General features: G+C 53.1%; 18 protein-coding genes. 8 read left to right on the top strand and 10 right to left on the bottom strand.

What is annotated here, in order from left to right:
• Nucleotides 1–48: 48 nt before the first annotated feature.
• Both WC7_RS08370 and smpB read right to left on the bottom strand, forming a co-directional pair.
• A complete protein-coding gene (locus WC7_RS08370) occupies nucleotides 49–11250 on the bottom strand; it encodes a BapA/Bap/LapF family large adhesin (RefSeq protein WP_016154075.1) in 11202 nt (3733 codons plus the stop codon).
• Between the two features lie 581 nt (nucleotides 11251–11831).
• Nucleotides 11832–12314: an SsrA-binding protein SmpB gene (gene smpB / locus WC7_RS08375; protein ID WP_003031211.1), complete on the bottom strand. Its 483-nt coding sequence runs from the start codon at nucleotides 12312–12314 to the stop codon at nucleotides 11832–11834.
• A gap of 154 nt (nucleotides 12315–12468) precedes the next feature.
• Between smpB and ratA the strand changes: the two genes are divergently transcribed.
• On the top strand, nucleotides 12469–12912 hold the full coding sequence (ratA, locus tag WC7_RS08380; protein WP_003031213.1) for a type II toxin-antitoxin system toxin RatA: 444 nt from the start codon (nucleotides 12469–12471) through the stop codon (nucleotides 12910–12912).
• On the top strand, nucleotides 12896–13192 hold the full coding sequence (locus WC7_RS08385; protein ID WP_003839823.1) for an RnfH family protein: 297 nt from the start codon (nucleotides 12896–12898) through the stop codon (nucleotides 13190–13192). The genes ratA and WC7_RS08385 overlap by 17 nt, the downstream gene beginning before the upstream one ends.
• A 50-nt stretch (nucleotides 13193–13242) precedes the next feature.
• Here WC7_RS08385 and bamE read toward each other — a convergent pair whose 3' ends face one another.
• The 3 genes from bamE to nadK all read right to left on the bottom strand — a co-directional run bounded on the left by bamE (nucleotide 13243) and on the right by nadK (nucleotide 16362).
• On the bottom strand, nucleotides 13243–13587 hold the full coding sequence (bamE, locus tag WC7_RS08390; RefSeq protein WP_003826401.1) for an outer membrane protein assembly factor BamE: 345 nt from the start codon (nucleotides 13585–13587) through the stop codon (nucleotides 13243–13245).
• Between the two features lie 149 nt (nucleotides 13588–13736).
• Nucleotides 13737–15398 carry a DNA repair protein RecN gene (recN, locus tag WC7_RS08395; RefSeq protein ID WP_016154074.1) on the bottom strand — a complete coding sequence of 554 codons (1662 nt, stop codon included), beginning with the start codon at nucleotides 15396–15398 and terminating at the stop codon, nucleotides 13737–13739.
• An 85-nt stretch (nucleotides 15399–15483) separates the two neighbouring features.
• On the bottom strand, nucleotides 15484–16362 hold the full coding sequence (gene nadK / locus WC7_RS08400) for an NAD(+) kinase (RefSeq protein ID WP_016154073.1): 879 nt from the start codon (nucleotides 16360–16362) through the stop codon (nucleotides 15484–15486).
• Nucleotides 16363–16484: 122 nt separating this feature from the next.
• Between nadK and grpE the strand changes: the two genes are divergently transcribed.
• The gene (gene grpE / locus WC7_RS08405; RefSeq protein ID WP_003031221.1) at nucleotides 16485–17078 is read left to right on the top strand and encodes a nucleotide exchange factor GrpE; all 594 of its coding nucleotides are present in this window, start codon (nucleotides 16485–16487) and stop codon (nucleotides 17076–17078) included.
• Between the two features lie 50 nt (nucleotides 17079–17128).
• Here the strand turns inward: grpE and WC7_RS08410 are convergent, their stop codons facing one another.
• Together WC7_RS08410 and WC7_RS08415 are read right to left on the bottom strand one after the other, a co-directional pair.
• Nucleotides 17129–18418 (bottom strand): HlyC/CorC family transporter, encoded by a 1290-nt coding sequence (locus WC7_RS08410; protein WP_008324538.1) that lies wholly within the window; start codon nucleotides 18416–18418, stop codon nucleotides 17129–17131.
• Between the two features lie 18 nt (nucleotides 18419–18436).
• Nucleotides 18437–19228: a cytochrome C assembly family protein gene (locus WC7_RS08415; RefSeq protein WP_003031224.1), complete on the bottom strand. Its 792-nt coding sequence runs from the start codon at nucleotides 19226–19228 to the stop codon at nucleotides 18437–18439.
• Nucleotides 19229–19393: 165 nt separating this feature from the next.
• On the opposite strand from WC7_RS08415, the gene ffh reads away from it, so the two are divergent.
• The 5 genes from ffh (at nucleotide 19394) to rplS (ending at nucleotide 23025) form a co-directional block, all read left to right on the top strand.
• A complete protein-coding gene (gene ffh / locus WC7_RS08420; RefSeq protein ID WP_003031226.1) occupies nucleotides 19394–20755 on the top strand; it encodes a signal recognition particle protein in 1362 nt (453 codons plus the stop codon).
• A gap of 253 nt (nucleotides 20756–21008) precedes the next feature.
• On the top strand, nucleotides 21009–21257 hold the full coding sequence (rpsP, locus tag WC7_RS08425) for a 30S ribosomal protein S16 (RefSeq protein ID WP_003031228.1): 249 nt from the start codon (nucleotides 21009–21011) through the stop codon (nucleotides 21255–21257).
• An 18-nt stretch (nucleotides 21258–21275) separates the two neighbouring features.
• On the top strand, nucleotides 21276–21824 hold the full coding sequence (gene rimM, locus WC7_RS08430) for a ribosome maturation factor RimM (RefSeq protein ID WP_003031230.1): 549 nt from the start codon (nucleotides 21276–21278) through the stop codon (nucleotides 21822–21824).
• 44 nt (nucleotides 21825–21868) lie between these two features.
• Nucleotides 21869–22636 (top strand): tRNA (guanosine(37)-N1)-methyltransferase TrmD, encoded by a 768-nt coding sequence (gene trmD, locus WC7_RS08435; protein ID WP_016154072.1) that lies wholly within the window; start codon nucleotides 21869–21871, stop codon nucleotides 22634–22636.
• A 41-nt stretch (nucleotides 22637–22677) separates the two neighbouring features.
• Entirely contained in the window at nucleotides 22678–23025 is a 348-nt protein-coding gene (gene rplS / locus WC7_RS08440; RefSeq protein WP_002914145.1) for a 50S ribosomal protein L19, read from the top strand.
• A gap of 127 nt (nucleotides 23026–23152) precedes the next feature.
• On the opposite strand, the gene WC7_RS08445 is transcribed toward rplS, so the two are convergent.
• Genes WC7_RS08445 through WC7_RS08455 form a run of 3 tightly spaced genes read right to left on the bottom strand, consistent with a single transcriptional unit; the run spans nucleotide 23153 to nucleotide 25383 of the window.
• Nucleotides 23153–23635: an OmpA family protein gene (locus tag WC7_RS08445; RefSeq protein WP_016154071.1), complete on the bottom strand. Its 483-nt coding sequence runs from the start codon at nucleotides 23633–23635 to the stop codon at nucleotides 23153–23155.
• Between the two features lie 10 nt (nucleotides 23636–23645).
• The gene (gene dgcN, locus WC7_RS08450) at nucleotides 23646–24872 is read right to left on the bottom strand and encodes a diguanylate cyclase DgcN/YfiN (protein ID WP_016154070.1); all 1227 of its coding nucleotides are present in this window, start codon (nucleotides 24870–24872) and stop codon (nucleotides 23646–23648) included.
• Nucleotides 24865–25383, bottom strand: coding sequence for a regulatory sequestration protein YfiR (locus WC7_RS08455; RefSeq protein WP_016154069.1), 519 nt, complete (start codon nucleotides 25381–25383; stop codon nucleotides 24865–24867). The genes dgcN and WC7_RS08455 overlap by 8 nt, the downstream gene beginning before the upstream one ends.
• Nucleotides 25384–25505: the final 122 nt, after the last annotated feature.

Raw genomic sequence — 25505 nt, 5'->3', positions numbered from 1 at the left:
ATGGCATCCGGGGCTGTAGTTATGGCGCTTTAACGTTATGCGTTAGCTTCAGGGCACAATGTGATTTTGTTGCACCAGCTCATCGAGCGTGGTGTGTACGTTCTCCAGCGTTATGAGATTGGTTGAGTGCCAGGTGTTGCCGGTACCGTCGCGGTCGATGGCAATCACCGTGTTGTTACCGTTGGTGGTCACGGTGAGGTAGTTGCCGAGCGTAGCGTTCTGCCCGTTCCAGCCCACCAGCAGGTCGCCGATATCGATTTTGTCGCCCTGGGCCAGCGAGAAGTTGGTCCAGGTATCGGTAGGTCCAACGCCAACATTGCCAACGTTACCACCGGTAGCATCGTTGGCGTTGAGCAGGTGATAAATCAGCGTATCGCCGTAGACACTGCCGGTAAAACGATCGGCATCCACGGTGCTTACAACCTGCGGATTCATGTTGATGGTCAACGTAGCGGTATCGGTATGCCCATTCTGATCGTTTAGGGTGTAAGTAAATGTCTCTTTGGTGAGGATGGTGGAAAGTGAGACATCGCTGTTGAGGGCGTAGGTGTAATGACCATCAATGCCAATGGTCAGTTTGCCGTACAGTCCGTTAATGATGGCGCTGGTCGTGCTGCTCAGCGGATCCAGCGTGGCGGTGCTACCGCCCGTGCCGTTCACCGTCAGCAAGGTATGCACGCTGGCAATATGGTCCCCGTCATAAATGTTGCCGGCGACGCTGTTCGCTGTGGAAGTCTCGAAGTTTTGCAGGTCGATTATCGTGCCTTTCACGCTAGGGGTGATGGTGATATTCCCCAGCCCTAAAGCCCCGACGCTGCCAGTGTAGTCGAGTCGATAGTTACCGGGGTGTAACATGATCCCCAGGGCAATATCGATATTGCCGCCAATGAGCAATCCACCGTTGAATGAGTTACTGGCAACCTTGACGTTGTTGCTGTCATACAGCGCCCAGGTGACGGTCAGTCCGCCCAGCGTCAGACCTGAAGCAACGTTAAAATGCAGTATGGCGTTTTGCACCGCCGTTCCCGTCGCGACCTCAATGACGCCAGTGCCATTTTGTGAGGTGGGAGAAAGGAGTTGGGCGTTCCAACTGGCGTTCCCGACGCTGTTGTCAGCAAACAATCTGGAGGTGTCCGCCTGCGTGGTGACCGCCATCTGGCTACTGATGTCATTTACGGCGTCCAGCGGCTGCGGCGTTGGTTTGATATTCAGCGAGGCGCTGCCGGTATCGCCGTTTGGTGCTCTGACCTTATACACGAAGCTGTCCGGGGTGTTGATACCGTCTGCACCCAGTCCGCTTCTTAGCGTGTAGGTGTAGTTCCCCTTCGCATCGATAGTCAGCGTGCCGTACTGCCCATTAATAGTGGTAGTGCCCGTCCCGTTAACGACGATACCGTTTACTTCGGTGATAACGGTATTGGCCGGAGCCGAGTCGTTGACCAGCAGATTGCCATTGGTTGTCGCACTCAGGCTGTCGACGGCGTAGGTGTGATCGGCCTGAATATTCAGGGTATAGCTGGTCAGCAGTGTCAGGCCGCCGGAAGCGTTAAGCAGGAACAGATAATCGCCACCCGGTAGCGTAATGGTATACGCTGACGAACTTCCGCCCAGTAGGGCGGTGACCCAGTTTGGCTGTACCCGGTACTGCTCATACTGCTGAATTGACTCGTTGAAGCGATAAACATAGAGATCGAAGCCGCCAAGCGTCACGCCGAGAACATTCGCCTGTACGGTCAGCGTGCGGGTTGCGCCATCGTCAACGTTAAACTTAATCGGGTTAGTCAGACCGTTGACCAGACTGACGTCCAGCACATTGCCGAGTCCGACGCTGGCGAGCGTGAAGCCGGTTTGTTGTGAAGGCAAGTGGTCAACCGCGATGACTTGCGTTCCGTAAGTCAGCACTGCTGCATCGTCTGCCGCGGTTACCGTGCTGGTGGTTGGGGCCTGACCGAGCGTTACCACCAGTTTTGCCGAGGAGTGATCGCTGCCATGCGTCAGCGTGTAGGTGAAGCTTTCGGAACGTCCATACACTGAGATTGACGTATTGGTCAGAGTATAGGTGTAGCTACCGTTCTGATTGATATGCAGGATGCCGTATTTTCCCTGAACATCAATGCCGCCCGCCGGGATATTCACGACGTTGCCGTTACCGTCGGTGATGGCGGTGACCAGCGTGCCGGAAGGTGCATTATCCTGCCCGTTGGCGGGATCGGTATCCGTAATGATGTTCCCGGATTCCGTGGTACCGCTGATGATGGTCCCTGCGCTGGCTTTTACCACTGAGACATCAAGGCTGGTGTATGCCCCGGTCGCCAGCAGGTTGGTGTTGTAGCTGACCACGCGGTAATCACCGCCAGTCAGCCCGCTGTAATTGAGCGTTACGCCCGAGGCGCCCAGGGTGAGCAGGCTGGCGAAGTCTGGTTTCCCGGTATCCACCACTGTTACCCAGGCATTCAGCCCGGTGTCAAAGCGCTGGATAACGACTTCAAGCGTGTTTAGCAGCGACAGCACCACACCGGTCGCGGCGGCGTTGATCGTAATGGACCCACTGCCGCCAGAAGCGATGCTGAAATTAACGCTTGCCGTATCGTTCCCCAGCACGTTGGCGACATTCCCCAACGCATTAACCAGCAGGAAACCATAATCGCTTTGATGATCGGTGCTGACGATAACATCGGTTTGCAGCGGCAGGCTGGTGACGTTGTCTTCAGCCAGCAGCGGTAATACCGGTGCGATAGCGCTTGTCGGCGATGAGGTATTGCCCGCCGCATCGGTCGCCGTGGCGGACAGCGACTGGCCTTCAATCTGGCGAACCGGCAGGTTGATGCTGTAGACACCGCTGCTGTTGGCGATTGCCGTCACGCTGGTGCCGCCGGGCAAGGAGATAGTGACCGTGCTTCCCGCTTCGGCGACGCCGCTGACGGTGCCACCATCGGCGCTGATCAGTATCGTTGGCGCGGTCGGTGGCGTGGTGTCCACAATCACGCTGAACGAGCTGGACAACCCGCTTGCGCCGTTGGCGTTTGTTGCAGTGGCGGTAAACGCGTGGTTACCTTCGCTGAGCGCCCCGGATGGGGTAAAGTTCCAGATCCCGTTACCGTCTGCGGTCGTGGTGCCCATTAGCACGCCGTTGTTGTACAGGCTGACGATGGCGTTAGCCTGCGCCGTTCCGCTGAGCGTTGGCAGCGTATCATTGGTGGTTTTGCCCGCCGCGACGGGCCCCGTGATCGTACCGACGTCATCGAGAATGGTGGCAATAACCGGCGCAGGCGGTACGCCAGTAAACGGTGCCAGAACGTTACCCGCCGTGCCGATGTTGCCTGCGGTATCCTGGGCGCTGACCTGCAGCGTTTGCCCACTGATTTGCGGTGGGTTCAGCGTGAAGGTGAAATTTCCGGAGGCGTTGGCGGTTGCCGTGCCGAGCACCGTTCCACCGCTGGAGGTAATAATGACCGTGCTGTTTGGCTCGGCAACGCCGGTGAGCGTGGTACCGTTGGCGTTTACCGCCAGCCCTGTAGGAATGCCCGGGGCGACGGTATCGACCACGATCGCTGCCGCAGACGATATGCCACTAGTATTACCCGCACTGTCCGTTGCGGTGATGGTAAAGGAGTGGGTACCTTGTGCCAGCGCGGTGGTTGGGGTGTAACTCCAGTTACCGCTGCCGTCCGCCGTCACGCTGATGACAAAGCTGCCGTTATCGTAAATATCGACCCGCGCGTTGGCTTCTGTGGTGCCGTTTAACGTTGGGCGTGCGTCGTTGGTTGGCTGATTAGCGCCAATCGCCCCGGTGTTTGGCCCGACGTCGTCAATAATGCTGCTGATTGAAGGCTGCGTCGGCGCCGTGGTGTCGACCACCACGTTAAAGCCTGCCGTCGCACTGCTGGTGTTGCCCGCCGCATCTGTCGCGGTGACGGTGAAGGTGTGCGATCCATTCGTCAGCGGCGTAGTTGGGGTAAACGACCAACTGTTATTACTTTGCACCAGCGCCGTACCCAGCAGGGTGCTTCCATCATAGATGCTGACGGTGCTGCCTGCCTCGGCGGTACCGTTCAGCGTCGGGCGCGCATCGTTGGTCAGTTGTCCGTTGTTGAGCGCCGCATTGAACACGCCGCCTGCGATATCATCCACCACTGAGACCAGCAGCGGGGCGGATGGCGCAATGGTGTCGACATTAATAATAAACCCGCCGGAGGTGGGACTTACGTTTCCGGCCGCATCGGTGGCGATAGCGGTAAACACATGCTGACCGTTACCCAGCGCGGCAGGCAGATATTCCCAGGTGCCGTCTATCGCCGCAGTTACCGTTGCCAGCAGCGTGCCATTATCGTAGATGGCTACCCGGGCACCGGCTTCCGCCGAGCCGTTGAGTACGGGACGGGTGTCGTTGGTAAAGGCCCCGCTCGACAGCGTTCCGGTTCCCGGTAGCACGTCATCAAAAGCCTGGATAATCGTTGGCGCAAGCGGGGCGACGGTATCAACAACGATGTTAAATCCAGCGGACGTGAGGCTGACGTTTCCGGCAGCGTCGGTGGCTGTCACTGTCAGCGCGTGGTTACCGTTGCCAAGCTCGGTTCCTGGCGTGAAGCTCCAGGCGCCCGTGCCATCCGCTGAGGTAAAGCCGATAAACGATCCGTTATCGTAAACTCTTACCGTGGCATTGGCTTCAGCCGTGCCGCTAAGCGTCGGGAGTGGATCGTTCGTGGCCTGACCGTTGTTCAGATTACCGATCAGCGGGCCGACATCATCTGCAACCTGAGTAATCGCTGGCGTACCAGGCAACACGGTATCCACGATAAGCGTGAAGCTATTGGATGGCTGGCTGGTATTACCTGCGCTGTCGGTGGCGGTGACGGTCAGCGTATGCGGGCCGTTACTGAGTGCATCCGTTGGGGTTAAGCTCCAGGTGCCGTTAGCCCCAACGGTGGTGGTGCCGATGGGCTGACCATCGCTCAGGACGGTAATGGTCGCGCCAATTTCACCGGTGCCGCTCAGGGCCGGACGGGATTCATTCGTGGTCTGCCCGTTGGTTATCGGGCCTGTTGTCGGTGCGGTGCTGTCCTGAACTGAGCTGATGACCGGGATTGACGGGGCAACTGAGTCCAGCTCAATAGTAAACGATGATGATACTCCGCCGGAGTTACCTGCCTGATCGGTGGCAACGGTGGTGAATATATGTTGTCCCTGTCCCAGCGGGGCATCCGGTGTGAAGCGCCAGTTGCCTGACTCGTCCACCTGCGCTGTACCGATGGCGTCGCCGTTATCACGGATCGTGATGATGGTACCGATTTCGCCTTTGCCGTTCAGCGTAGGCTGCGCATCGTTTGTCAGTTGTCCGTTGGTCAGCGCTGTATTGCCAGGCTGATCGTCAATTACGGAGGTAATGGTCGGTGCCGCTGGCGGCAGCGTGTCGACGACAACCACAAACGGTGGCGTTGCCGGGCTGATATTGCCCGCGCCATCTGTGACGGTGGCAGTCAGCGAGTGGCTGCCTTCACCGAGGGCAGGCGCAGGCGTAAAGCTCCAGTTGCCGTTTTCATCGCTGATGGTTGTGCCAATGACCGCCCCGTTATCGCGGATGGTAACAAGCGAATCCGCCTCGGTAACGCCAGCAAGCGTTGGGGTATTATCGTTGGTCAACTGCCCGGAGGTTAGGATTTGGGTTGTACCAACGTTGTCTGTGACTGTCACAATAGAGGGGGCATTCGGCACCAGGGTATCGATAATGATCTGGAAATCACCGGATGGATCTCCCTGGTTGCCTGCGGCATCTGTTGCGCGAGCGGTAAAGATATGGTCGCCTTCTCCCAGCGGAGCGGTCGGGGTAAAACTCCAGAATCCGTTGCTGTTTACCGTGGTAGTGGCATAAGCGATGCCATTATCGTAAAGGGTGATGGTTGCCCCCGCTTCGCCGGTTCCGTTAAACGTTGGGCGTGAATCGTTGGTAATTTGCCCTTTATCCAACGATCCGGTGCCGGGGGCAATATCGTCAATAATGCTGGTGATAGTTGGCACCTGCGGGGCCGTGGTGTCGATGGTGATTGCGTAGTTAGGTGACAGACCACTTGGGGTACCGTCCACCGTTTGTGAAACCGTGAAGTTATAGGTAATGCCATTAGTCAGCGCAGTGGGTAGCTGATAACTCCATGCGCCAGACACGGCATCGGCAGTTACCGTGGCGATAGATGCGCCATTTTGATAGATAGTCACCGATGCCCCTGCAGTGGCGGTCCCTTGCAGCAGCGGTAAGGTGTCGTTGGTGGTTTTACCGTTGCCAATCACCCCCATGATGGGCGCGATGTCATCAACGATCTCAAGAGTCGGTGGATGCGGAACGCTGGAGGTAGCGGCGTTAAACGTTGTCGGATCGCTTTGATTTCCGGCGGTATCCTGAGCGATGGCGTTGAGCGCCTGACCGGTTGTTTGCGCTGGCGAAATGGTGACAGAGAAGTTACCAGAACCGTCTGCCACCCCCTGGCCGAGAATGGTGTTACCGCTGCGAATAATCACGGTGCTGCCGGCGTCGGCCGTACCGCTTACCAGCGTCCCGTTAGGATCTACGCTGGTAACCGTAGGCGTTGCAGGCGGCTGGGTATCGACAATCAACGTCAGCGGGTTATCTGCAACCAGTGAGTTACCTGCGGCATCCACTGCGCCGAACGTCAGTGTGTGAGTGACGTTCGGCGTGAGGGGAACATCCACACTCCAGGTGCCGTTAGCAGCAACCGTAGCCGTAGCAATTGCGACGGGATTATTGCCATCGAAAATTAACACCGTACTGCCCGGTGTGCCGGTCCCGCTGAGGGTCGGGGAGGTATCGTCCGTGACGCTGCCACTGGTTAGCGAACCGGTAAAGATTCCAACGTTATCCTGAATATCCGTTACCTGCGGCAACGTCAGCTTCGTGTTGTTAACCGTAAACGAAATGCTGTTTGAATTGTCGCTGATGTTACCTGCCGGATCGGTTGCGGTGGCGCTTAACGTGTAGCTTCCGTTCGCCAGCGCAGTCCCTGGCGTAATACTCCAGGTTCCGCCAGCCACCGTTGTAGTACCGATCGCCGTCCCCCCGTTATACAGGGTGATGGTATCCCCGTCTGTGCCAGTACCGCGAATGGTTGGCGTGGTGTCATCAGTCACGGCATCTGGCGCAAGGTCGCCCGTGGCGTCACCGACATTATCGTTGGCGGCGATAATCACCGGAGGTGCAGACGGCGTCGTGTCGATGTTCAGTGTTATGGCGTTAGATGGCAGGCTGACGTTGCCTGCTGGATCGGTTGCGGTGAGCGTTACCTGATAACTACCAGGAGCAACCGGTGCTGACGGAGTGAAGCTCCAGGTACCGTCTGCACCTACTGTTGTTGTTCCCTGCAATGGGGGAGTACCGGCAAGATAGAGGGTAATCAGATCCCCGACGTTCCCCGTGCCGCTAAAGGTTGGCGTGGTGTCATTGGTGTTGCCATTAGTGACCACTCCCGTTACCGGAGCCACATCGTCGGTAGTGATTGGCGCGGCTGGTTGTGCGGGAGGCGTATTGTCTACTGTCAGAGTAAAGCTTGCCGACGGGATCCCCGTGTTGCCCGCGACGTCAGTTGCCGTGGCGGTAAATTTATGCGGCCCGTCGGCGAGTGAGGTTGGGGTAAATGTCCAGGTGCCGTCTGGCTGTACGGTGACGATGCCAATAGAACCGCCATTATCATAAATCGTAATCTTCGCGCCAGGCTCGCCGGTTCCGGAGAGTTCGGGATTCGAGCTCTTGGTACTGCTGCCATTACTCAGCGTTTGTAGATTTGTCCCAATCAGACCTTCTGCAGAGCTGATAACCGGGGCAACTGGTGGGGTGGTATCAATCGTCAGCGTAAAGTTCCCTGCATTGCTGGCGTTGCCTGCAGCGTCCGTGGCGATAGCGGATAAATTGTGTGCGCCTTCACTGAGCGGTTGGCTGAGTTGAATACTCCAGGTGCCGGCGGGTAAAACCGTTGTGCTGCCAATTGGCGTGGAACCCTCATAGAGGGTGATTGTAGAACCGGCTATTCCGGTTCCTTTCAGCTCTGGTAAGGTATCGTTTGAACGGCTTCCGGAAGGCAGATCGATCGGCGCATTCCCAACGTCGTCGGTGGCAGCCAAAATGACAGGATCGCCTGGCGGTTGAGTATCTACGGTAACGCTGACCACCGTGGGTGAGGTGATGACATTACCGGCGGCATCGGTTGCCGATACCGTAAACTGATGAGTGCGATCGCTGAGCACCTGATTTCCCGGAACGGTATAGCTCCAGGTGCCCGAACTGTCGACAAGAATAACCGTCATCAACAGACTGCCATCGTACAGGCTCACCAGTGAACCTGGTTCACCGGTACCCGAGAGGGTTGGCGTGTTATCGTTGGTGACCCAACCGTTATTTGCAACGTTGCCCGTAATGCTGCCAACATCATCGTTAACCAACGTTATTACTGGAACGGTTGGGGCGATGCTATCGACAATAATTTTCCAACTGGCGGCGCTGCTGGTGTTGTTGGCAGCGTCTGTTGCCGTCACCGTAAATACGTGCGCGCCCTGGCTTAGTGCTGCGGTGGGCGTATAGTTCCAGTTACCGTTGTTATCAGCGTTAACGGTCGCAAGCAGGGTGCCATTATCATAAATTTTGACCCGCGAACCTGCTTCGGCGATGCCTTCAATTTTCGGTTTATCGTCGTTGGTTAACCCATTGTTATTGATGGGGCCAGTGAAATCGTCAACATCATCAGTAACGGCAATAATAACTGGCTGGTTTGGTGCAGTGATATCCGGAGCCAACGCGGAGGTAGGCTGACTCTCGTTATTGCTGCTGTCCGTTGCGGTGACGTTTACCGTTTCGCCGTTCTTTTGCGACGGCGCGATAGACACGGTGAAATTGCCACCGCTGTCAGCCTGGCCTATGCCAATCGGGTTACCGTTGCTGTCTTTTACGGTAACGGTGCTTCCTGCTTCAGCATGTCCGCTTACAGAACCGCCGTCTCCGGCGACGGTGACGCCGGTTGGCGCATCAGGTGCCGTGGTGTCCGGTGCGGTGACAGAGGCGTTGTCGCCCTTGTTGCCTGCGGTGTCGGTCGCATTTGCCGTAAGGGTCTCGCCGTTGGTTTGCGGCGGAACCAGCGTTGCGGTGAAATCCCCATCCGTATCGGCAGTTGCCGTACCAATGATATTGCCATCTGGATCCAGAATATTGACCGTACTGTCGGGTTCGGCCTTGCCGGTGACCTGGTCGCCAGTGCCATTAACTAGCAGGTTTGTTGGGGGCTGTGGCGCGGTAATGTCTGGTGCAAGCGCCGTTTCTGGCAGGCTTGGGTTTCCTGCCGGATCGGTTGCGATGGCTTCAATGGTTTCGCCATTGGTCTGTGGTGGGTTAATGGTGATGGTAAATGAGCCGTCCGTTCCGGCGACGCCGCTGCCGATCTGAGTTCCGCCACTGCCGGTGATAACCACGGTATTGCCCGGCTCGGCCGTCCCGGTAACAACAGTGCCATCGGCAGATACGTTCAGATCGTCCGGCGCTGGCGGTGGTTGTGTGTCGATGTTGATATTGAACGCTGGTGACATGCCTCCTGTACCTGACTGGTTTGTCGCGGTGGCGCTGAAGGCGTGTAGCTCATCTGATAACGGGGAGCTGGAAGTCCATGTCCAGTTACCGTTACCGTCAGCCAGTACGCTGTCGATAATTGTGCCGTTGTCGTAAATAGTCACCGTGCTGTTGGCGTCGGCAGTGCCAGAGAGCGTGGGGGTATTATCGTTGGTGGCCTGATTATTGCTCAATGGTCCGGTTGAGGGGGCAAAATCATCCATTATGCTGACGATAACGGGCACGCCCGGGTAGCCAGAGTTGGTGGCATTGAAAGAGGTATCTGGCCCGATGTTGCCTGCCTGGTCCTGAATTTTCGCGATCAGCGCTTCACCGTGCGTCTGTGAGGGCGAAATCGCGATGACGAAATTGCCGGTTTGACCGACCGTTGTTGAACCCAAAACCTGATTATTACTGCCGATGATAATGACCAGGCTTCCCGCCTCAGCGCTACCGGTTACCTCGGTACCTTCTGGATTAACGGAGGAAATGACTGCGGCTGCAGGCGGGGTGGTATCAACGGTGAATGTCGGCACGCGCGTTTCCGCGCTCACGTTACCCGCGGCGTCAGTTTGCGTCAGCGTCAGATTGTGAACACCATCGCTGAGCGGAATGTCCGGTGTAAATGTCCAGTTACCATTGCTATCTACAGTTTGCATACCAATCAGGATGCCATTGTCATAGATGTTGATGGTACTACCTACTTCGCCAGTGCCCTTGAGCGTCGGCGTGGCATCGTCGGTTACGCCGTTATTGGCGATAAAGCCGGTAATGGAACCGACATTGTCGGTTTCCTGAGTGACCACGGGGGCGTCGGGGGCAAGCGAATCGACAATAATTTCCCAACTGTCCGACATGCCGCTGCTGCCAGCACCGTTTGAAGCGCTGACGGTAAACTGGTGCGTGCCGTCTGCCAGAGGTGAGGATGGCGTAAACGACCAGTTGCCGTTGGCATCGATTGTGACCTGGCCTATTTCGACGCCGTTATCAAAAATATGTAATGTGGCATTCGCGGGGCCGGTGCCCTGAAGTGTCGGCGTATTATCGTTGGTGGATTCCTGCTGATTGACAGGGCCAGTAATCAGCTCCTGGTTATCGATTATGCTGGTGATAACGGGGACGTCAGGCCTGTTAGGGGTTGTCGTTGGCGGTGTGCCGCCATCACCGTCGCCGTTACCGTTGCCATCGCCGCCGCTACCATTGCCGTTTCCAGCGTTATTATCGCTCCCACCGCCGCCGCCACCACCACCCGCAGCGAGGCCAATCCCACCAGCGACAGCGATCCCGCCAAGAACCCACGGCCAGACGGCGCCGCCTTCATGACTGCCTTCGGCCGTCATCAGCGGTGTGAGATCGTCCAGATGCTGGAAATGGAATGCTCCGTCAGTATCCTGAACCCACCACAGTGCGCCATTACTGTCCTCCAGAACAAGTTGGTTTTGCGCTTCGCCTTTTCCGAGGTAGAAATTTTTAATGGTGATGGTTTCACCTGAGCGGAGTGTGACAACCAGATCCTGATTAACGCGCGTGAGTTGACTCACCTCCTCACGCGACACAGACAGTTTCACGATAGAAGGTGAACTGAGCGTAATTTCAGAGGCTTCAACATTTGTGGAAACGCCAGTTAATTTTGATACAACGGCGAGTAGACGCATATGTTCACTCCTGATGGCATGCCGGGAGTATTAATCCGCAACAGCGCGCTGGGAAAATGAGCAGACAGGGGCTCCGTTCATCATAAAGATGAATTTACACATGTAATTTCATTGATTAGGTCACATAGATGTTAGTTTATTGATTAAATACGTCCGGGCCCTTTCGGCTGAATAGTTCTTTCGTATTAGATGATATAGTCAGAAAGAAAGTATTCTGCAACTTATCCATATTAAAAAAGTAATTAGTCATTTGAAAAGGATACTTTCCAGTTTGCTTTTAACGGTTGTTTTTATAGTAAGTAATTGTATTTAAATGGGTTTGTTTTTATTGAAATGAATGCCAATATAATAAACAATAGTAATAATAGTGTTATTAAATAAATGGAAATATGAACGCTATGGTCTTGAACTTTTATATTATTGGACTATAGACCGCAACGGTAATGACAGGGGGTTTATTTCATATCTGAACGATTCAGCATAAATAAACTATAAACTCGGTGAATGTATTGTGTGGGTTTCGATAACTAAAAAATAAGAACCAGTCTCAGGAGGAGAGACTGGTCACAGGGGAGTAGCATTTAGCGGCCAGCATTTTTCATGATACGCGCTTTATCTAACTGCCATTCGCGTTCTTTCACATCAGAGCGCTTGTCGTGCTGTTTCTTACCTTTCGCAACGCCAATTTTCACTTTGCACCAGGCATTCTTCCAGTACAACGAAAGCGCAACGACGGTATAACCATCACGATTCATACGACCATACAGGGAGTCGAGTTCACGTTGGTTTAACAACAGTTTACGGGTTCGGGTGGGGTCGCATACCACGTGTGTTGAGGCCACCGCCATCGGTGTGAAGTTGGCGCCAAACAGGAACGCTTCGCCGTCTTTGAGTATGACATAGCTGTCGCCGATGTTGGCTTTACCCGCGCGCAGGGATTTGACTTCCCAACCTTGCAGGGCGAGTCCTGCTTCGAACTCTTCTTCAATAAAGTATTCGTGTCGTGCGCGCTTGTTTAGCGCGATTGTGGCTGAGCCAGGTTTGTGTGCTTTTTTCTTCGTCATAATGCCGCTCAGTATAGGTAATCTGGAATCGAAAAACACCCCATTTCATCCAGCGGGGCGCAAGGCGCTATCTTAGCACGAGTTAGGCTATAGCGTTTTTTTTAGCGGGTGATAAATGGTATTATTTGTGTGATTGATATTGATGGGAATTGTTATGCCTCAGATTAGCCGGACCGCTTTAGTACCCTACAGTGCGGAACAGATGTATCAGCTAGTGAATGATGTTAAGTCCTATCCTCAGTTTTTGCCGGGTTGCACCGGTAGCCGCGTACTGGAGTCGACTCCGGGACAAATGACGGCCGCTGTGGATGTCTCGAAAGCAGGGATCAGTAAAACGTTCACCACGCGCAATCAACTGACCAGTAATCAGAGCATTCTGATGCATCTGGTCGATGGGCCGTTCAAGAAGCTGATTGGCGGCTGGAAGTTTACGCCACTGAGTCATGAAGCGTGTCGTATCGAATTTCACCTCGATTTTGAGTTCACCAATAAGTTAATCGAGCTGGCGTTTGGCCGTATCTTTAAAGAACTGGCTTCAAATATGGTGCAGGCCTTCACGGTTCGCGCGAAAGAGGTTTACAGTGTCAGCGTCGGCTAAAATTGTCGTTGAAGTGGCGTACGCGCTACCCGAGAAACAGTATTTACAGCGCGTAACGCTGCAGCAGGGCGCAACGGTGGAAGAGGCTATCCGCGCTTCCGGGCTGCTGGAATTACGTACCGATATCGATCTCAGTAAAAATAAAGTGGGTATCTACAGCCGTCCGGTAAAGCTTGCTGATGTTCTGCATGACGGCGATCGGGTGGAAATTTACCGGCCACTGATTGCTGACCCAAAAGAGCTGCGCAGACAGCGAGCAGAGAAATCCGCTAAAAAGTAACAGACAATAAAAAAGGTGCTCATTGAGCACCTTTTTTTGATCTCTCAAACCTACTTGTTATCGGTCAAAGCGGGTTTGTTATCAATGTTGGTCAATACGCCGCTGCTGTTAAAGGTCAGCGTCAGCGTTTGCTGGGTTACGCCTTCATGTCCAGGTTGCTGACGGAACACATAAAACCAGGTATTAGTGCCAAAAGGATCGGACATCATTGGTGTACCCAGAGCATAAGCAACCTGCTGTTGCGTCATACCCGTGCGCACTTTAGCGACATCGGTAGGTGTCAGATAATTTCCCTGGTTGATGTCAGGGCGGTAAACCACTCGCTCCAGAGTGGAACAGCCTGCAGTCAACATCAGTAGTACTGCTGCAGCAGCAGTCAGCGTTTTACAGCGCATAGTGATTTGATTCCTTTTCGGGCCCGAGCAGTACGCGGCTCATATGTAATATGCCGATGATAATAGACCTTTCACCACTTTAAAACCTTTTGCTGTCGGGTCGGTCGGCGATTTTATGTTGAACTCAGACCTTCACAAGGTAAAAAAGTTTATGCAGCCAGCAGTTCTTTTGCATTTGCGAGGGTATTGCGCGTCACTTCGCTACCGCCAAGTAGACGGGCTAATTCCTGCAGGCGAGCGCGTTTATCAAGCGGCTGCATGTGTGTTTCCGTCATCGCGCCATCTGTTTCTTTGCTGACATAGAAGTGTTGATGACCACAGCCCGCAACCTGCGGCAGGTGAGTAACACACATTACCTGCGTTGACTCGCCCAACTGTCGCAACATTTTACCCACTACCGCAGCCGTCGGGCCGCTGATACCAACATCCACCTCATCGAAAATTAGCGCAGGCGTTTCCATCTTACGTGCTGTAATGACCTGAATAGCCAGCGCAATACGTGACAGTTCCCCGCCGGAAGCGACTTTCGCAATTTGTTGTAACGGCTGACCTGGGTTAGTGGTCACTTTAAACTCCACGCGATCGGCACCGTCTGCGCTCAGGTGGTGCTCCTCAAATTTCACATCAATGCAAAAGACACCGTGCGGCATCGAGAGAGCATGCATGCTCTCTGTAATAAGTTGTCCCAGTTCCTGCGCATAATGCTGACGCTGTTGGTGCAGCATTTTTGCCGTTTCCAGCGCCTGCAGGTGGTGATTGTTCACCGCCAGGGTTAAGGTTTCGAGCGAGTCGGCCTGATCGTCCAGTTGCTGTTGTTCATCCAGCAACGACTGATAGAACTGTGGCAGCACTTCAGGGGCAACATGATGCTTACGCGCCAACGAGATTTGCCTGGAGATACGCTGTTCGAGTTCGAACAAGCGGTTAGGGTCTAAATCCAGACGATCGCAATAGTGGCGCAGCTCGTCGCTGGCTTCGCTGAGCTGGATGGTGGCCTCTTCCAGCATATCCAGAATACCTGAAAGTTTGCCGTCCATGCCAGCCAGTTCAGTGACCAGGTGTTTTGCGGTGTACAGTTGGCTTTGCAGATTGATGTCTTCACCATCTGCCAGGATAGCCAGCGCCTGTTGGCTGGTGGTGAGCAATTGCCCACTGTTAGCCAGGCGCTTGTACTCTTCATCAATTTGCTCAAACTCACCCGGCTGCGGATTGAATTCGTTCAGTTCCTTTAACTGGTATTGCAACAATTCCGCCCGGGCTGCGCGTTCCAGACTTTGTTGCTGATGATGCGCCAGGTCACGACAACTTTGGTGCCACAGCTGGTATCGTGCAGCCATTTCTTGGGTCAGAGACGCTTCATTGGCGTAACCATCAAGCAGGGATTTTTGGTGTTCTGATTTTGTCAGGAGCTGATGCGCATGCTGGCCATGGATTTGAATAAGTAACTGGCCCAGCTCGCGCAACTGCGATAGCGGAACGGCGGTTCCGTTAATAAACCCACGGGAGCGGCCATCGCTGCTGATAACGCGACGCAGCAAACACTCACGGCCTTCCTCAAGCTGGTTCTCTTCCAGCCATCGCAGGGCTGCGGGGGTATCTTTTAAGGCAAAACGGGCGCAGAGGTCGGCTCGCATGGCGCCTGCACGCACCATGTCTGCGTCTGCGCGTCCGCCCAGACACAAACCGAGAGCATCAATGGCAATGGACTTACCCGCACCGGTCTCACCGGTGATAACGGTCATTCCGTTCTGGAAATCGATCTCAAGTTCACGAACGATAGCAAAATTGCTGATGGTCAGTTGTGCCAACATAGCTGTTTTCCTGTATGAAAAACCATAACTGTAATTTCATACAGTATAAACTGGTTTTTTATACAGTAAAGAGGTTAGCGTTAAATTAGAATAATTTTTTTGACCAACCAAGCTTAGTGCTTAATGTGTTGAAATAGCTGTAATCTTTTGGATGTATCAGGTTCAGATGATAATCACAGCGGCGAATCAATACGTCTTCACCTTCCTGTATAGGTAGGGCGATTTGGCTGTCACAGCTGATCTCCAGATCGTTACGGCGATGAGAAAAGCGCAGGCGAATGGTGCTGCTACTGTTGATCACCAGCGGTCGCGCGGAAAGCGTATGCGGAAACATGGGTACCAGCGTAATGGCATCCAGAGAAGGCGTCAGAATTGGGCCTCCGGCAGAGAGCGAGTAGGCGGTAGAGCCGGTCGGCGTGGAGATAATCAGCCCATCTGAACGTTGGGAGAAGGCAAAAATTTCATCGATATAGACTTCAAATTCAATCATGTGCGCCACTTTCCCAGGGTGCAGCACAACTTCATTGATGGCAGTGCTAATGCGCTTCTGGCAATCCTGTTGACACACCTGAGCTTCGAGTAAAAAGCGCTTTTCGCTGATGTAGTGGCCTTCCAGCACGTCAGCTAACTGTTGCTGGGCATTGTCTGGGTCAAGGTCGGTCAAAAAACCGAGGTTGCCGCGGTTAATGCCAATAACCTTGATGTCATAACGTGCCAGGGTGCGTGCGGCGCCCAGCATATTGCCGTCGCCGCCGACTACCACGGCGAGGTCTGCCTGTTGGCCAATTTCTGCGAGCGTACCGGTTTTCACATTTTTCAGCTGCAGTTCGTGGGCGATTTGTTGCTCAACGATAACCTCATAACCTTTGGTGCACAGCCAACGGTAGAGCATTTCATGTGTGGTCAGTGCAGTGGGGTGACGTGGATGCCCCACAATGCCAATACACTTGAAATGTTTGTTCATTTTCTCGAGGTCCTTGTAACGAAGATTAGTGACAATGTGAGTACTTCCCTTGAATCCCTGAATCTGATCCCCATAATAAGCCAAGTTAGCGAGATGAATGCGAAAAAAACGCGGAGAAATTCATGAGTAGTAAAGAACAGAAAACGCCTGAGGGGCAAGCCCCGGAAGAAATTATCATGGATCAGCACGAAGAAGTTGAGGCGGTTGAATCAGACGCTTCTGCTGAGCAGGTGGATCCGCGCGATGAAAAAATTGCGAATCTGGAAGCTCAGCTTGCTGAGGCCGAAACTCGCGAGCGCGACAGCGTGTTGCGTATCAAAGCGGAAATGGAAAACCTGCGTCGTCGTACCGAACTGGACGTAGAAAAAGCGCATAAGTTTGCGCTGGAAAAATTCGTCAACGAACTGCTGCCGGTGCTGGATAGCCTGGACCGCGCGCTGGAAGTTGCGGATAAAGATAATGACGCTATGGCGGCGATGGTTGAAGGTATTGAGCTGACCCGTAAGTCAATGCTGGATGTCGTGGCGAAGTTTGGTGTACAGGTGGTTGCGGATATCGATGTGCCGATGGACCCGAACGTGCACCAGGCAATTGCAATGGTAGAGTCTGACGACGTTGCCGCCGGTAATGTGCTGATGGTAATGCAGAAAGGCTATACCCTGAACGGACGTACCATCCGCGCCGCGATGGTCTCTGTGGCGAAAGCCAAAGGCTAATCAGCCTTCAGGCCGGGTAATGCTCACGCGCTACCCGGCCTGAATTACTCTCACTGGTCCGACACGCTTTCCCGTAGCGGTTTGACCGGCAATACCTGCACCTGTTTAATCATATTGTCCTGCACGTCGAGAATATCGATATCGTACTGTCCAATACGCACACGTGTGCCAGCAACCGGGATCTCTTCCAGCGCTTCAAGAATAATACCATTCACGGTACGTGCGTCATCTTCCGGCAGGTGCCAGTTAAACGCCTTATTGATTTCACGAACGTTGGCGCTGCCGTCAATGATCACCGAGCCATCATTCTGCGGTGTTACCTCTTCGGCAAGCGTGGGTGACATTGAAGTGGTGAAGTCGCCGACAATCTCTTCCAGAATATCTTCGACCGTGACCAGCCCCTGAATATCGCCATATTCATTAACAACCAGACCCACTTTCTTCTTGTTTCGCTGAAACTTAATGAGCTGGGTGCTGAGAGGCGTACCTTCCGGGACGTAATAAATTTCGTCGGCGGCACGTAACATGGTCTCTTTGGTGAACTCTTTTTTCTCTGCCATCAATCGCCAGGCTTCACGTACGCGCAGCATACTGATGGCGTCGTCCAGCGAGTCGCGGTACAGCACAATACGGCCGTGTGGAGAGTGCGAAAGCTGACGCACGATTGACTTCCAGTCATCGTTAATATCAATGCCGATGATTTCGTTACGCGGGATCATGATGTCATCGACGCTGACTTTTTCCAGATCCAGCACTGACAGAAGCATATCCTGGTTACGGCGTGAAATTTGCGAGCGCGATTCATTCACCAGCGTTCGCAGTTCATCTTTACTCAGCGAACCGCTCACCACGATATCCGTTTTGATGCCCATCATGCGCATAAGTAGCCGCGTGATGGTGTTGAGTAGCCACACCAACGGCATCATCAGAATCTGCAGTGGAGCCAGCAGTACACTGCTCGGATAGGCGACTTTTTCCGGATAAAGTGCTGCAATAGTTTTGGGCAGTACTTCGGCAAAAACCAGCACGACAAACGTCAGTACCCCAGTGGCAATAGCGACACCCGCATCGCCATACAGGCGCATACCGACAATGGTGCCGAGCGCGGAGGCCAGAATATTCACCAGATTATTACCGATGAGCACCAGGCTTATCAGGCGGTCCGGCTTACGAAGTAGCTTTTCAACGCGTTTTGCCTGACGATTCCCCTGCTTGGCCCGATGACGTAGACGATAGCGATTCAGGGTCATCATTCCGGTTTCAGAACCGGAAAAATAGGCGGAAATGACCACCATGATGAGAAGCGTGACAATGAGCGTGGTGGTGGAGATGTGTTCCACGTAGGGTTCCTTAAAGATTTAACTCACGAACTGCTGCAGGATACGACTGCCGAAATAGGCCAGCGTTAGAATGCCTGCGCCTGCGACGTTAAACCATACGACGCGACGTCCGCGCCAGCCTTCATGGTAATGCCCCCACAACAGAACGATATAGACAAACCATGCCACGATAGAGAGAACGGCTTTATCAATGTTCTCGGTACTGAACAGGTTATGCATGTAAAACAGGCCAGTGCACAGGGTGAGCGTCAGCAGAACCACGCCAATTTGGGTGATATGAAACATTTTCCGCTCAATACTCATTAGCGGCGGCATCTCATTGCTGAAGGCCAGTTTTTTGTTTTTCAACTGGTAGTCGATCCATGCCAGTTGCAGCGCATACAGTGCGGCGATAATCAGCGTGGCGTAAGCGAATAGCGATAGCCCAATGTGAATCATCATGCCCGGCGTAGCTTCGAGATGGGTGATGAACTCGTTAGGCATAAACGTGGCGAAGGCCAGATTGATTAGCGCAAAGGCGTAGACAATGGGCAGCAATAGCCAGCCACGATTGCGGGAAGCGACGATAGTCATTACCGTACAGATCATCAGGCTAACCAGTGAGCCGACGTTCAACAGACTCAGGTTTTGTCCGCTTTCACCGCCGGGCAGAATTCGCGCTTCCAGGGCGATAGCATGACTTACCAGCGCGACGACCGCAGAGAGAATAGCCATACGCCGCCAGCCGCTGTTTTTTTGCAGCAGAGCGGGAATAATCAGCGCAAGGCTGACTGAGTAGGCGACAAGGGCGAGCAGAGCAAAAACGGGCATATAGGTGTCGACAGTTGGCCAGTGATAAAGAAAAGCAGTATAGCGTTACGTGACCGCTGCTCCAACCGTTGCATAACAACAAAGGCGGCTTCATGTTATACTGCGACAAATTTCTGTTGATGTGTCGCTGTCGCGACCGACCGTTTCCACCCCAGGCGAGAGACAATGTTTGATAATTTAACCGATCGTTTGTCGCGCACGCTGCGCAATATCAGTGGCCGTGGACGCCTTACTGAAGACAACGTTAAAGAGACGCTGCGCGAAGTGCGCATGGCGCTGCTGGAGGCTGACGTAGCGCTGCCGGTAGTGCGTGAGTTTATCAATCGCGTAAAAGAGAAAGCGGTTGGTCATGAAGTTAACAAAAGCCTGACGCCGGGTCAGGAGTTCGTCAAGATTGTCCGTAACGAACTGGTTGCGGCAATGGGCGAAGAAAACCAGACCCTGAATCTGGCTGCACAGCCGCCAGCCGTTGTGCTGATGGCTGGTCTGCAGGGGGCGGGTAAAACGACCAGCGTCGGTAAGCTGGGGAAATTCCTGCGTGAGAAGCACAAGAAGAAAGTGCTGGTGGTCTCCGCGGACGTTTATCGCCCGGCGGCGATAAAACAGCTGGAAACGCTGGCCGAGCAGGTCGGTGTGGACTTCTTCCCGTCGGATGTCGGCCAGAAGCCGGTCGATATCGTTAACGCCGCGCTGAAAGAAGCCAAACTCAAATTCTACGACGTGCTGCTGGTGGATACCGCCGGTCGCCTGCACGTTGATGAAGCGATGATGGACGAAATCAAACAGGTCCACGCTTCTATTAAGCCGGTTGAAACGCTGTTTGTGGTCGATGCCATGACCGGTCAGGATGCCGCGAATACCGCAAAAGCCTTCAACGAAGCGCTGCCGTTAACCGGTGTCGTGCTGACCAAAGTTGATGGTGATGCTCGTGGTGGTGCGGCGCTCTCTATTCGTCATATCACCGGCAAGCCGATTAAATTCCTCGGCGTTGGCGAGAAAACCGAAGCGCTGGAGCCGTTCCACCCGGATCGTATTGCTTCGCGTATTCTCGGCATGGGTGACGTGCTGTCGCTGATCGAAGATATCGAAAGCAAGGTCGACCGCGCGCAGGCAGAGAAATTAGCCAGCAAGCTGAAAAAAGGCGACGGCTTCGATCTCAACGATTTCCTTGAGCAGCTCAACCAGATGAAAAACATGGGCGGCATGGCAAGCCTGATGGGCAAGCTGCCGGGCATGGGGCAGATCCCAGACAACGTGAAATCGCAGATGGACGATAAAGTGCTGGTGCGTATGGAAGCCATCATCAACTCGATGACGATGAAAGAACGCGCTAAACCGGAAATCATCAAAGGTTCCCGTAAACGCCGTATTGCTGCCGGCTGCGGTATGCAGGTACAGGACGTAAACCGCCTTCTGAAACAGTTCGACGACATGCAGCGCATGATGAAGAAAATGAAGAAAGGCGGTATGGCGAAGATGATGCGTGGCATGAAGGGTATGATGCCGCCAGGCTTCCCTGGTAGATAAATATATCGGGCTACCTAATTTGCCTTTTTGACGCCGGGGTGAGCTCGAAATGCTCACATACTGCATGTACGTTCCGCTTTCTGCGCGCACGCCGACGCCAAACTGGCTGCAACGGTAATGCCCTGGTATAAAGCCTCATCACATGTTGATTGCTTTTTTCCCAGAAATCAGTAAAATTTTCGGGCTTTTAATATGACACCCGGGCTCCGTTCCTCGATGGGGCCTGGGTGTTTTATTCACACAAGAGGATGTTATGGTTACTATTCGTTTAGCTCGTCACGGCGCTAAAAAGCGTCCGTTCTACCAGGTTGTTGTTACCGACAGCCGTAATGCACGCAACGGTCGCTTCATCGAGCGCGTTGGCTTCTTTAACCCAATCGCTAGCGAAAAAGAAGAAGGCACTCGCCTGGATCTGGATCGCATCGCTCACTGGGTTGGCCAGGGCGCGACTATTTCTGATCGCGTAGCTACGCTGATCAAAGCAGCAAACAAAGCAGCTTAATCTGTCACGGTGGTCATGATGAGCAAGCAACTCGCCGCGCAGGCTCCTGTGGAACCCATCGTTTTGGGGAAAATGGGGTCTTCTTACGGTATCCGTGGTTGGCTCAGAGTGTTTTCTTCCACTGAAGACGCCGAAAGCATTTTTGACTATCAGCCCTGGTTTATCCAGAAGGCGGGTCAGTGGCAGCAAGTACAGCTGGAAAGCTGGAAGCACCACAATCAGGATCTGATCATCAAGCTGAAAGGCGTTGACGATCGTGATTCGGCGAATCTACTGACTAATTGCGAAATTGTCGTGGATTCCTCGCAGTTGCCAGCGCTGGAAGATGGTTCCTACTACTGGAAAGACCTTATGGGCTGCCAGGTAGTGACCACTGAAGGTTACGATCTCGGTAAAGTCGTCGATATGATGGAAACCGGTTCGAATGACGTCATTGTCATTAAGGCAAACCTGAAAGATGCGTTTGGTATCAAGGAACGTCTTGTACCGTTCCTCGATGGGCAGGTTATCAAGAAAGTCGATCTCGCTACTCGTACTATCGAAGTAGATTGGGATCCTGGTTTTTAAACCACCGGATAAACGGTAAAAGTCGGCGTTATGGGGATTGGCTTGTGTTTATAGGTATCGTTAGCCTGTTTCCAGAAATGTTCCGCGCAATTACCGATTACGGGGTAACTGGCCGGGCAGTAAAAAATGGCCTGCTGAACATCCAGAGCTGGAGTCCTCGTGACTTTACTCATGACCGACACCGTACCGTGGACGATCGTCCTTACGGCGGCGGACCGGGGATGTTAATGATGGTGCAACCTTTACGGGACGCCATTCATGCAGCAAAAGCTGCGGCTGGTGAAGGCGCAAAGGTGATTTATCTGTCACCTCAGGGACGCAAGCTTGATCAAGTGGGCGTTAGCGAACTGGCCACGAATCAAAAGCTGATTCTGGTGTGTGGTCGCTATGAAGGAATAGATGAGCGCGTGATTCAAACCGAAATTGACGAAGAATGGTCAATCGGCGATTACGTTCTCAGCGGTGGTGAGTTACCGGCAATGACGCTGATCGACTCCGTTTCTCGGTTTATTCCGGGAGTTCTGGGTCATGAAGCTTCAGCAATCGAAGATTCGTTTGCTGATGGGTTGCTGGATTGCCCGCACTATACCCGACCTGAAGTGTTAGAACAGATGGAAGTACCGGCAGTGTTACTGTCGGGGAACCACGCTGAGATACGTCGCTGGCGTTTAAAACAGTCGCTGGGCCGGACCTGGCTTAGAAGACCTGAACTTCTGGAAAACCTGGCTCTGACTGAAGAGCAAGCAAGGTTGCTGGCGGAGTTCAAAATGGAACACGCACAACAGCAGCATAAACATGATGGGCTGGTCTGAGACCCCCAAATATCAGTTTACCCAGGATAAGAGATTAAATTATGAGCAACATTATTAAGCAACTTGAACAAGAGCAGATGAAGCAGGACGTACCTTCCTTCCGTCCGGGTGATACCGTGGAAGTGAAAGTATGGGTTGTTGAAGGTTCCAAAAAACGTCTGCAGGCATTCGAGGGCGTGGTTATCGCTATTCGTAACCGCGGTCTGCACTCTGCATTCACTGTTCGTAAAATTTCCAACGGCGAAGGCGTTGAGCGTGTCTTCCAGACTCACTCTCCGGTAGTTGACAGCATTGCTGTTAAACGTCGTGGTGCTGTTCGTAAAGCTAAACTGTACTACCTGCGTGAGCGCACTGGTAAGTCTGCTCGTATCAAAGAGCGTCTTAACTAAGATTCGCGCAAGCGACATCCTGTTAGAAAAGGGCTGGCCGAAAGGCTGGCCCTTTTTTTATTCCGACCTTACTCTTTTGTTTCATTGCAATTGGATGGCTGCGCGCCGCGCAGCCAGTTGAGGACTTTTACGGCGTAGCGATCACGACTGCAACCCGGCGGTTTTCAGCACGACCTTTTGACGTCTGATTACTGGCAATCGGGTATTTCTTCCCGAGTCCCTGCGTTGTCAGATTAGTGCGGGGAATGTTGGCGCCCTGTGCCCACGCATCGGCAACCACATTCGCGCGTTTGAGCGACAGTGCTTCGTTGTAGCTGTCTTCGCCGTAGTTATCGGTATGGCCATCCATACGCGCATGGTTTAACCCGGTAGCTGCCAGTTTGGATGCCATTTCCTGGATCTGCTTTTCACTTTCAGGGCGGAGCTTATAGTCGTTTTTGTCAAACAGGATGTTGTCAGACAGACCAAGAGACCAGTCTCCGGAAGCTTCGGTAAATCCGTACGATTTCATGGCTGCAATTTGCTCCGGGGTAAATTTTCCCTGAGGTGCCTGACAGCCTGCCAAAATCAGTAAAAGCAGAAGAAACGGGGATGATAGACGTTTTAGCATGTGTAAGTCCTTATTTTTTAATAATGCGTTCAGAACGCAAATTTTTGGCCTGATACATATTTTTATCGGCAAGTTCTTGTAATTTCTCGGCAGAGGCATGTTCCCACGTCAGCGCAAAACCAATACTGAGTGTCATGCTTGCCTGATGACCGTTATGCAGGTCAAAAGGTCGGTTAAACTCGTGTGATAGTGCCGCGCAGATCCGCTGAACTTCGTATTCAGAGTGAACGCTGTACAGCACCATAGCGAACTCATCGCCGCCAAGTCTGTAGGGGTGATGTCGATTACCACCAAACTCGGACAGCCTGTTTGCAACTTCAATCAGGACCCGATCCCCAGCTGCGTGGCCCCAGGTATCATTAATAAATTTAAAATTATCACCATCAAGAAATAACAGTGCGGAGCTGCTGTGGGCGGCATGGTCATTCATCAGGGCGTTAATGCTGCTGCGAAATGCGGCGCGATTCGCCAGGCCGGTCAGCGGATCGTGTAGCGCCGTACGCAAAAGCTGGGCGTTCTTTGCCTGCAGTTTAAGTTGCCACTCCTCCATCTCATCCAGCAAACTATTAAAATCCTGGGCAAAAAGGTGAAACTCTTCAATGCGCTCTTCTGAAACGCGCCGTGAAAAGTTACGGTTGGTACGAACATCATGTACCACCTCGGTTATATTTTGCAGGGCTTCCACGACGCCATTATGTAAATAACGAGTGAGCATTAATGCAATGCCAGAGGCCAACAGAATGCACCCGGTTAGGACGGCAAGTGACAAATAGATGAAATGGCTGATAACGCTATCGCGCGCAGTCAATCGTACTTCGCCGATGACGTTGCCATTATGCAAAATAGGTTGAGTGACCGGTTGTGGGAACAGCCAGTGGCTGATAAGTCCGCTGATTTTTTCAGTGGTATCCTGCGCGTTATAGCGCCAGGTGGCGATCACCTTCTGGTTTTTATTACGAACTTCTGCAACGGAAAATTGCCCCTGCTGGCCCAGTGCTGCCAGCGTTTCAGTTGCTGCGACGCCATCAGAAAAAACTAATGCTGCTTCAAGCGTGCGGGTCATGGTTGCAGCGGTCAGATCCAGGTTCTTTTGCGCATGCTGTCTCAATGCCAGCACCGAAGAAATGCTGAGCAGCAGCCAGATCAGCGTCATAGTTACCAGAACGCTGATTATGCTGATACGCCGTAATGTCCGCTTAAACGTCGGGCGTGTTATGGGAGAATGGCCCTTATCCATGCTTCTGATTCCGTGCAAGCATTAATACGTCCGGACTGACCCTTACGCCACTGCGTGAAAGGGAATCCATATTTACGGAAAATCTCACATCTTCATCTTTAATTATGAGGCAAAAGGCGCTGCCAATAACGCATTCGGGGTTCTGTTCGGCAATTAATAACAATGCCTTAGACGGATATTTATTCTTTAATTCCACCTGAAAAGTAGGGGATTCTTTTCCAAAATAAAAGCCATCACACTGCGAAACTAATATTTCTTGTTCCGTACGAATGATGACGGGAAGATAGGGTAATGCTCCGGCACTGGTATCTCCCAGGACACTGGAAAAACGCGATGAAGAGAAAATACACAGTTTGGGGGGCCCGGACAGTGCAGGCCAGCGCGTATAACTGACGATGCCGGAAACCATAGCGCGTACAGATTTTGCTTCTTCCGTAACGCTTTGGGCGTACAGCGGTAATCCGGTCAGGAGCAGTGCCAGTAGAAGTATGAGTCGGTAAGAATAGCTCATGAATAGTTACCTACCAGCGTTTGCCGTAAAACGTCGAAATACATTCAAGATTATTTAGGACAAAATAACATTATTTTCCTAAGCCGTCATTATGCCAGGTGGAAAGCCATTAGTAATTTAAG

Origin of the sequence: Citrobacter sp. KTE151 (assembly GCF_000398845.1) — a bacterium.
GTDB classification, from domain to species: Bacteria; Pseudomonadota; Gammaproteobacteria; order Enterobacterales; family Enterobacteriaceae; genus Citrobacter; species Citrobacter braakii.
Note: the sequence above shows the minus strand (reverse complement) of the source record. Positions and strands in the feature narration are given on the sequence as shown.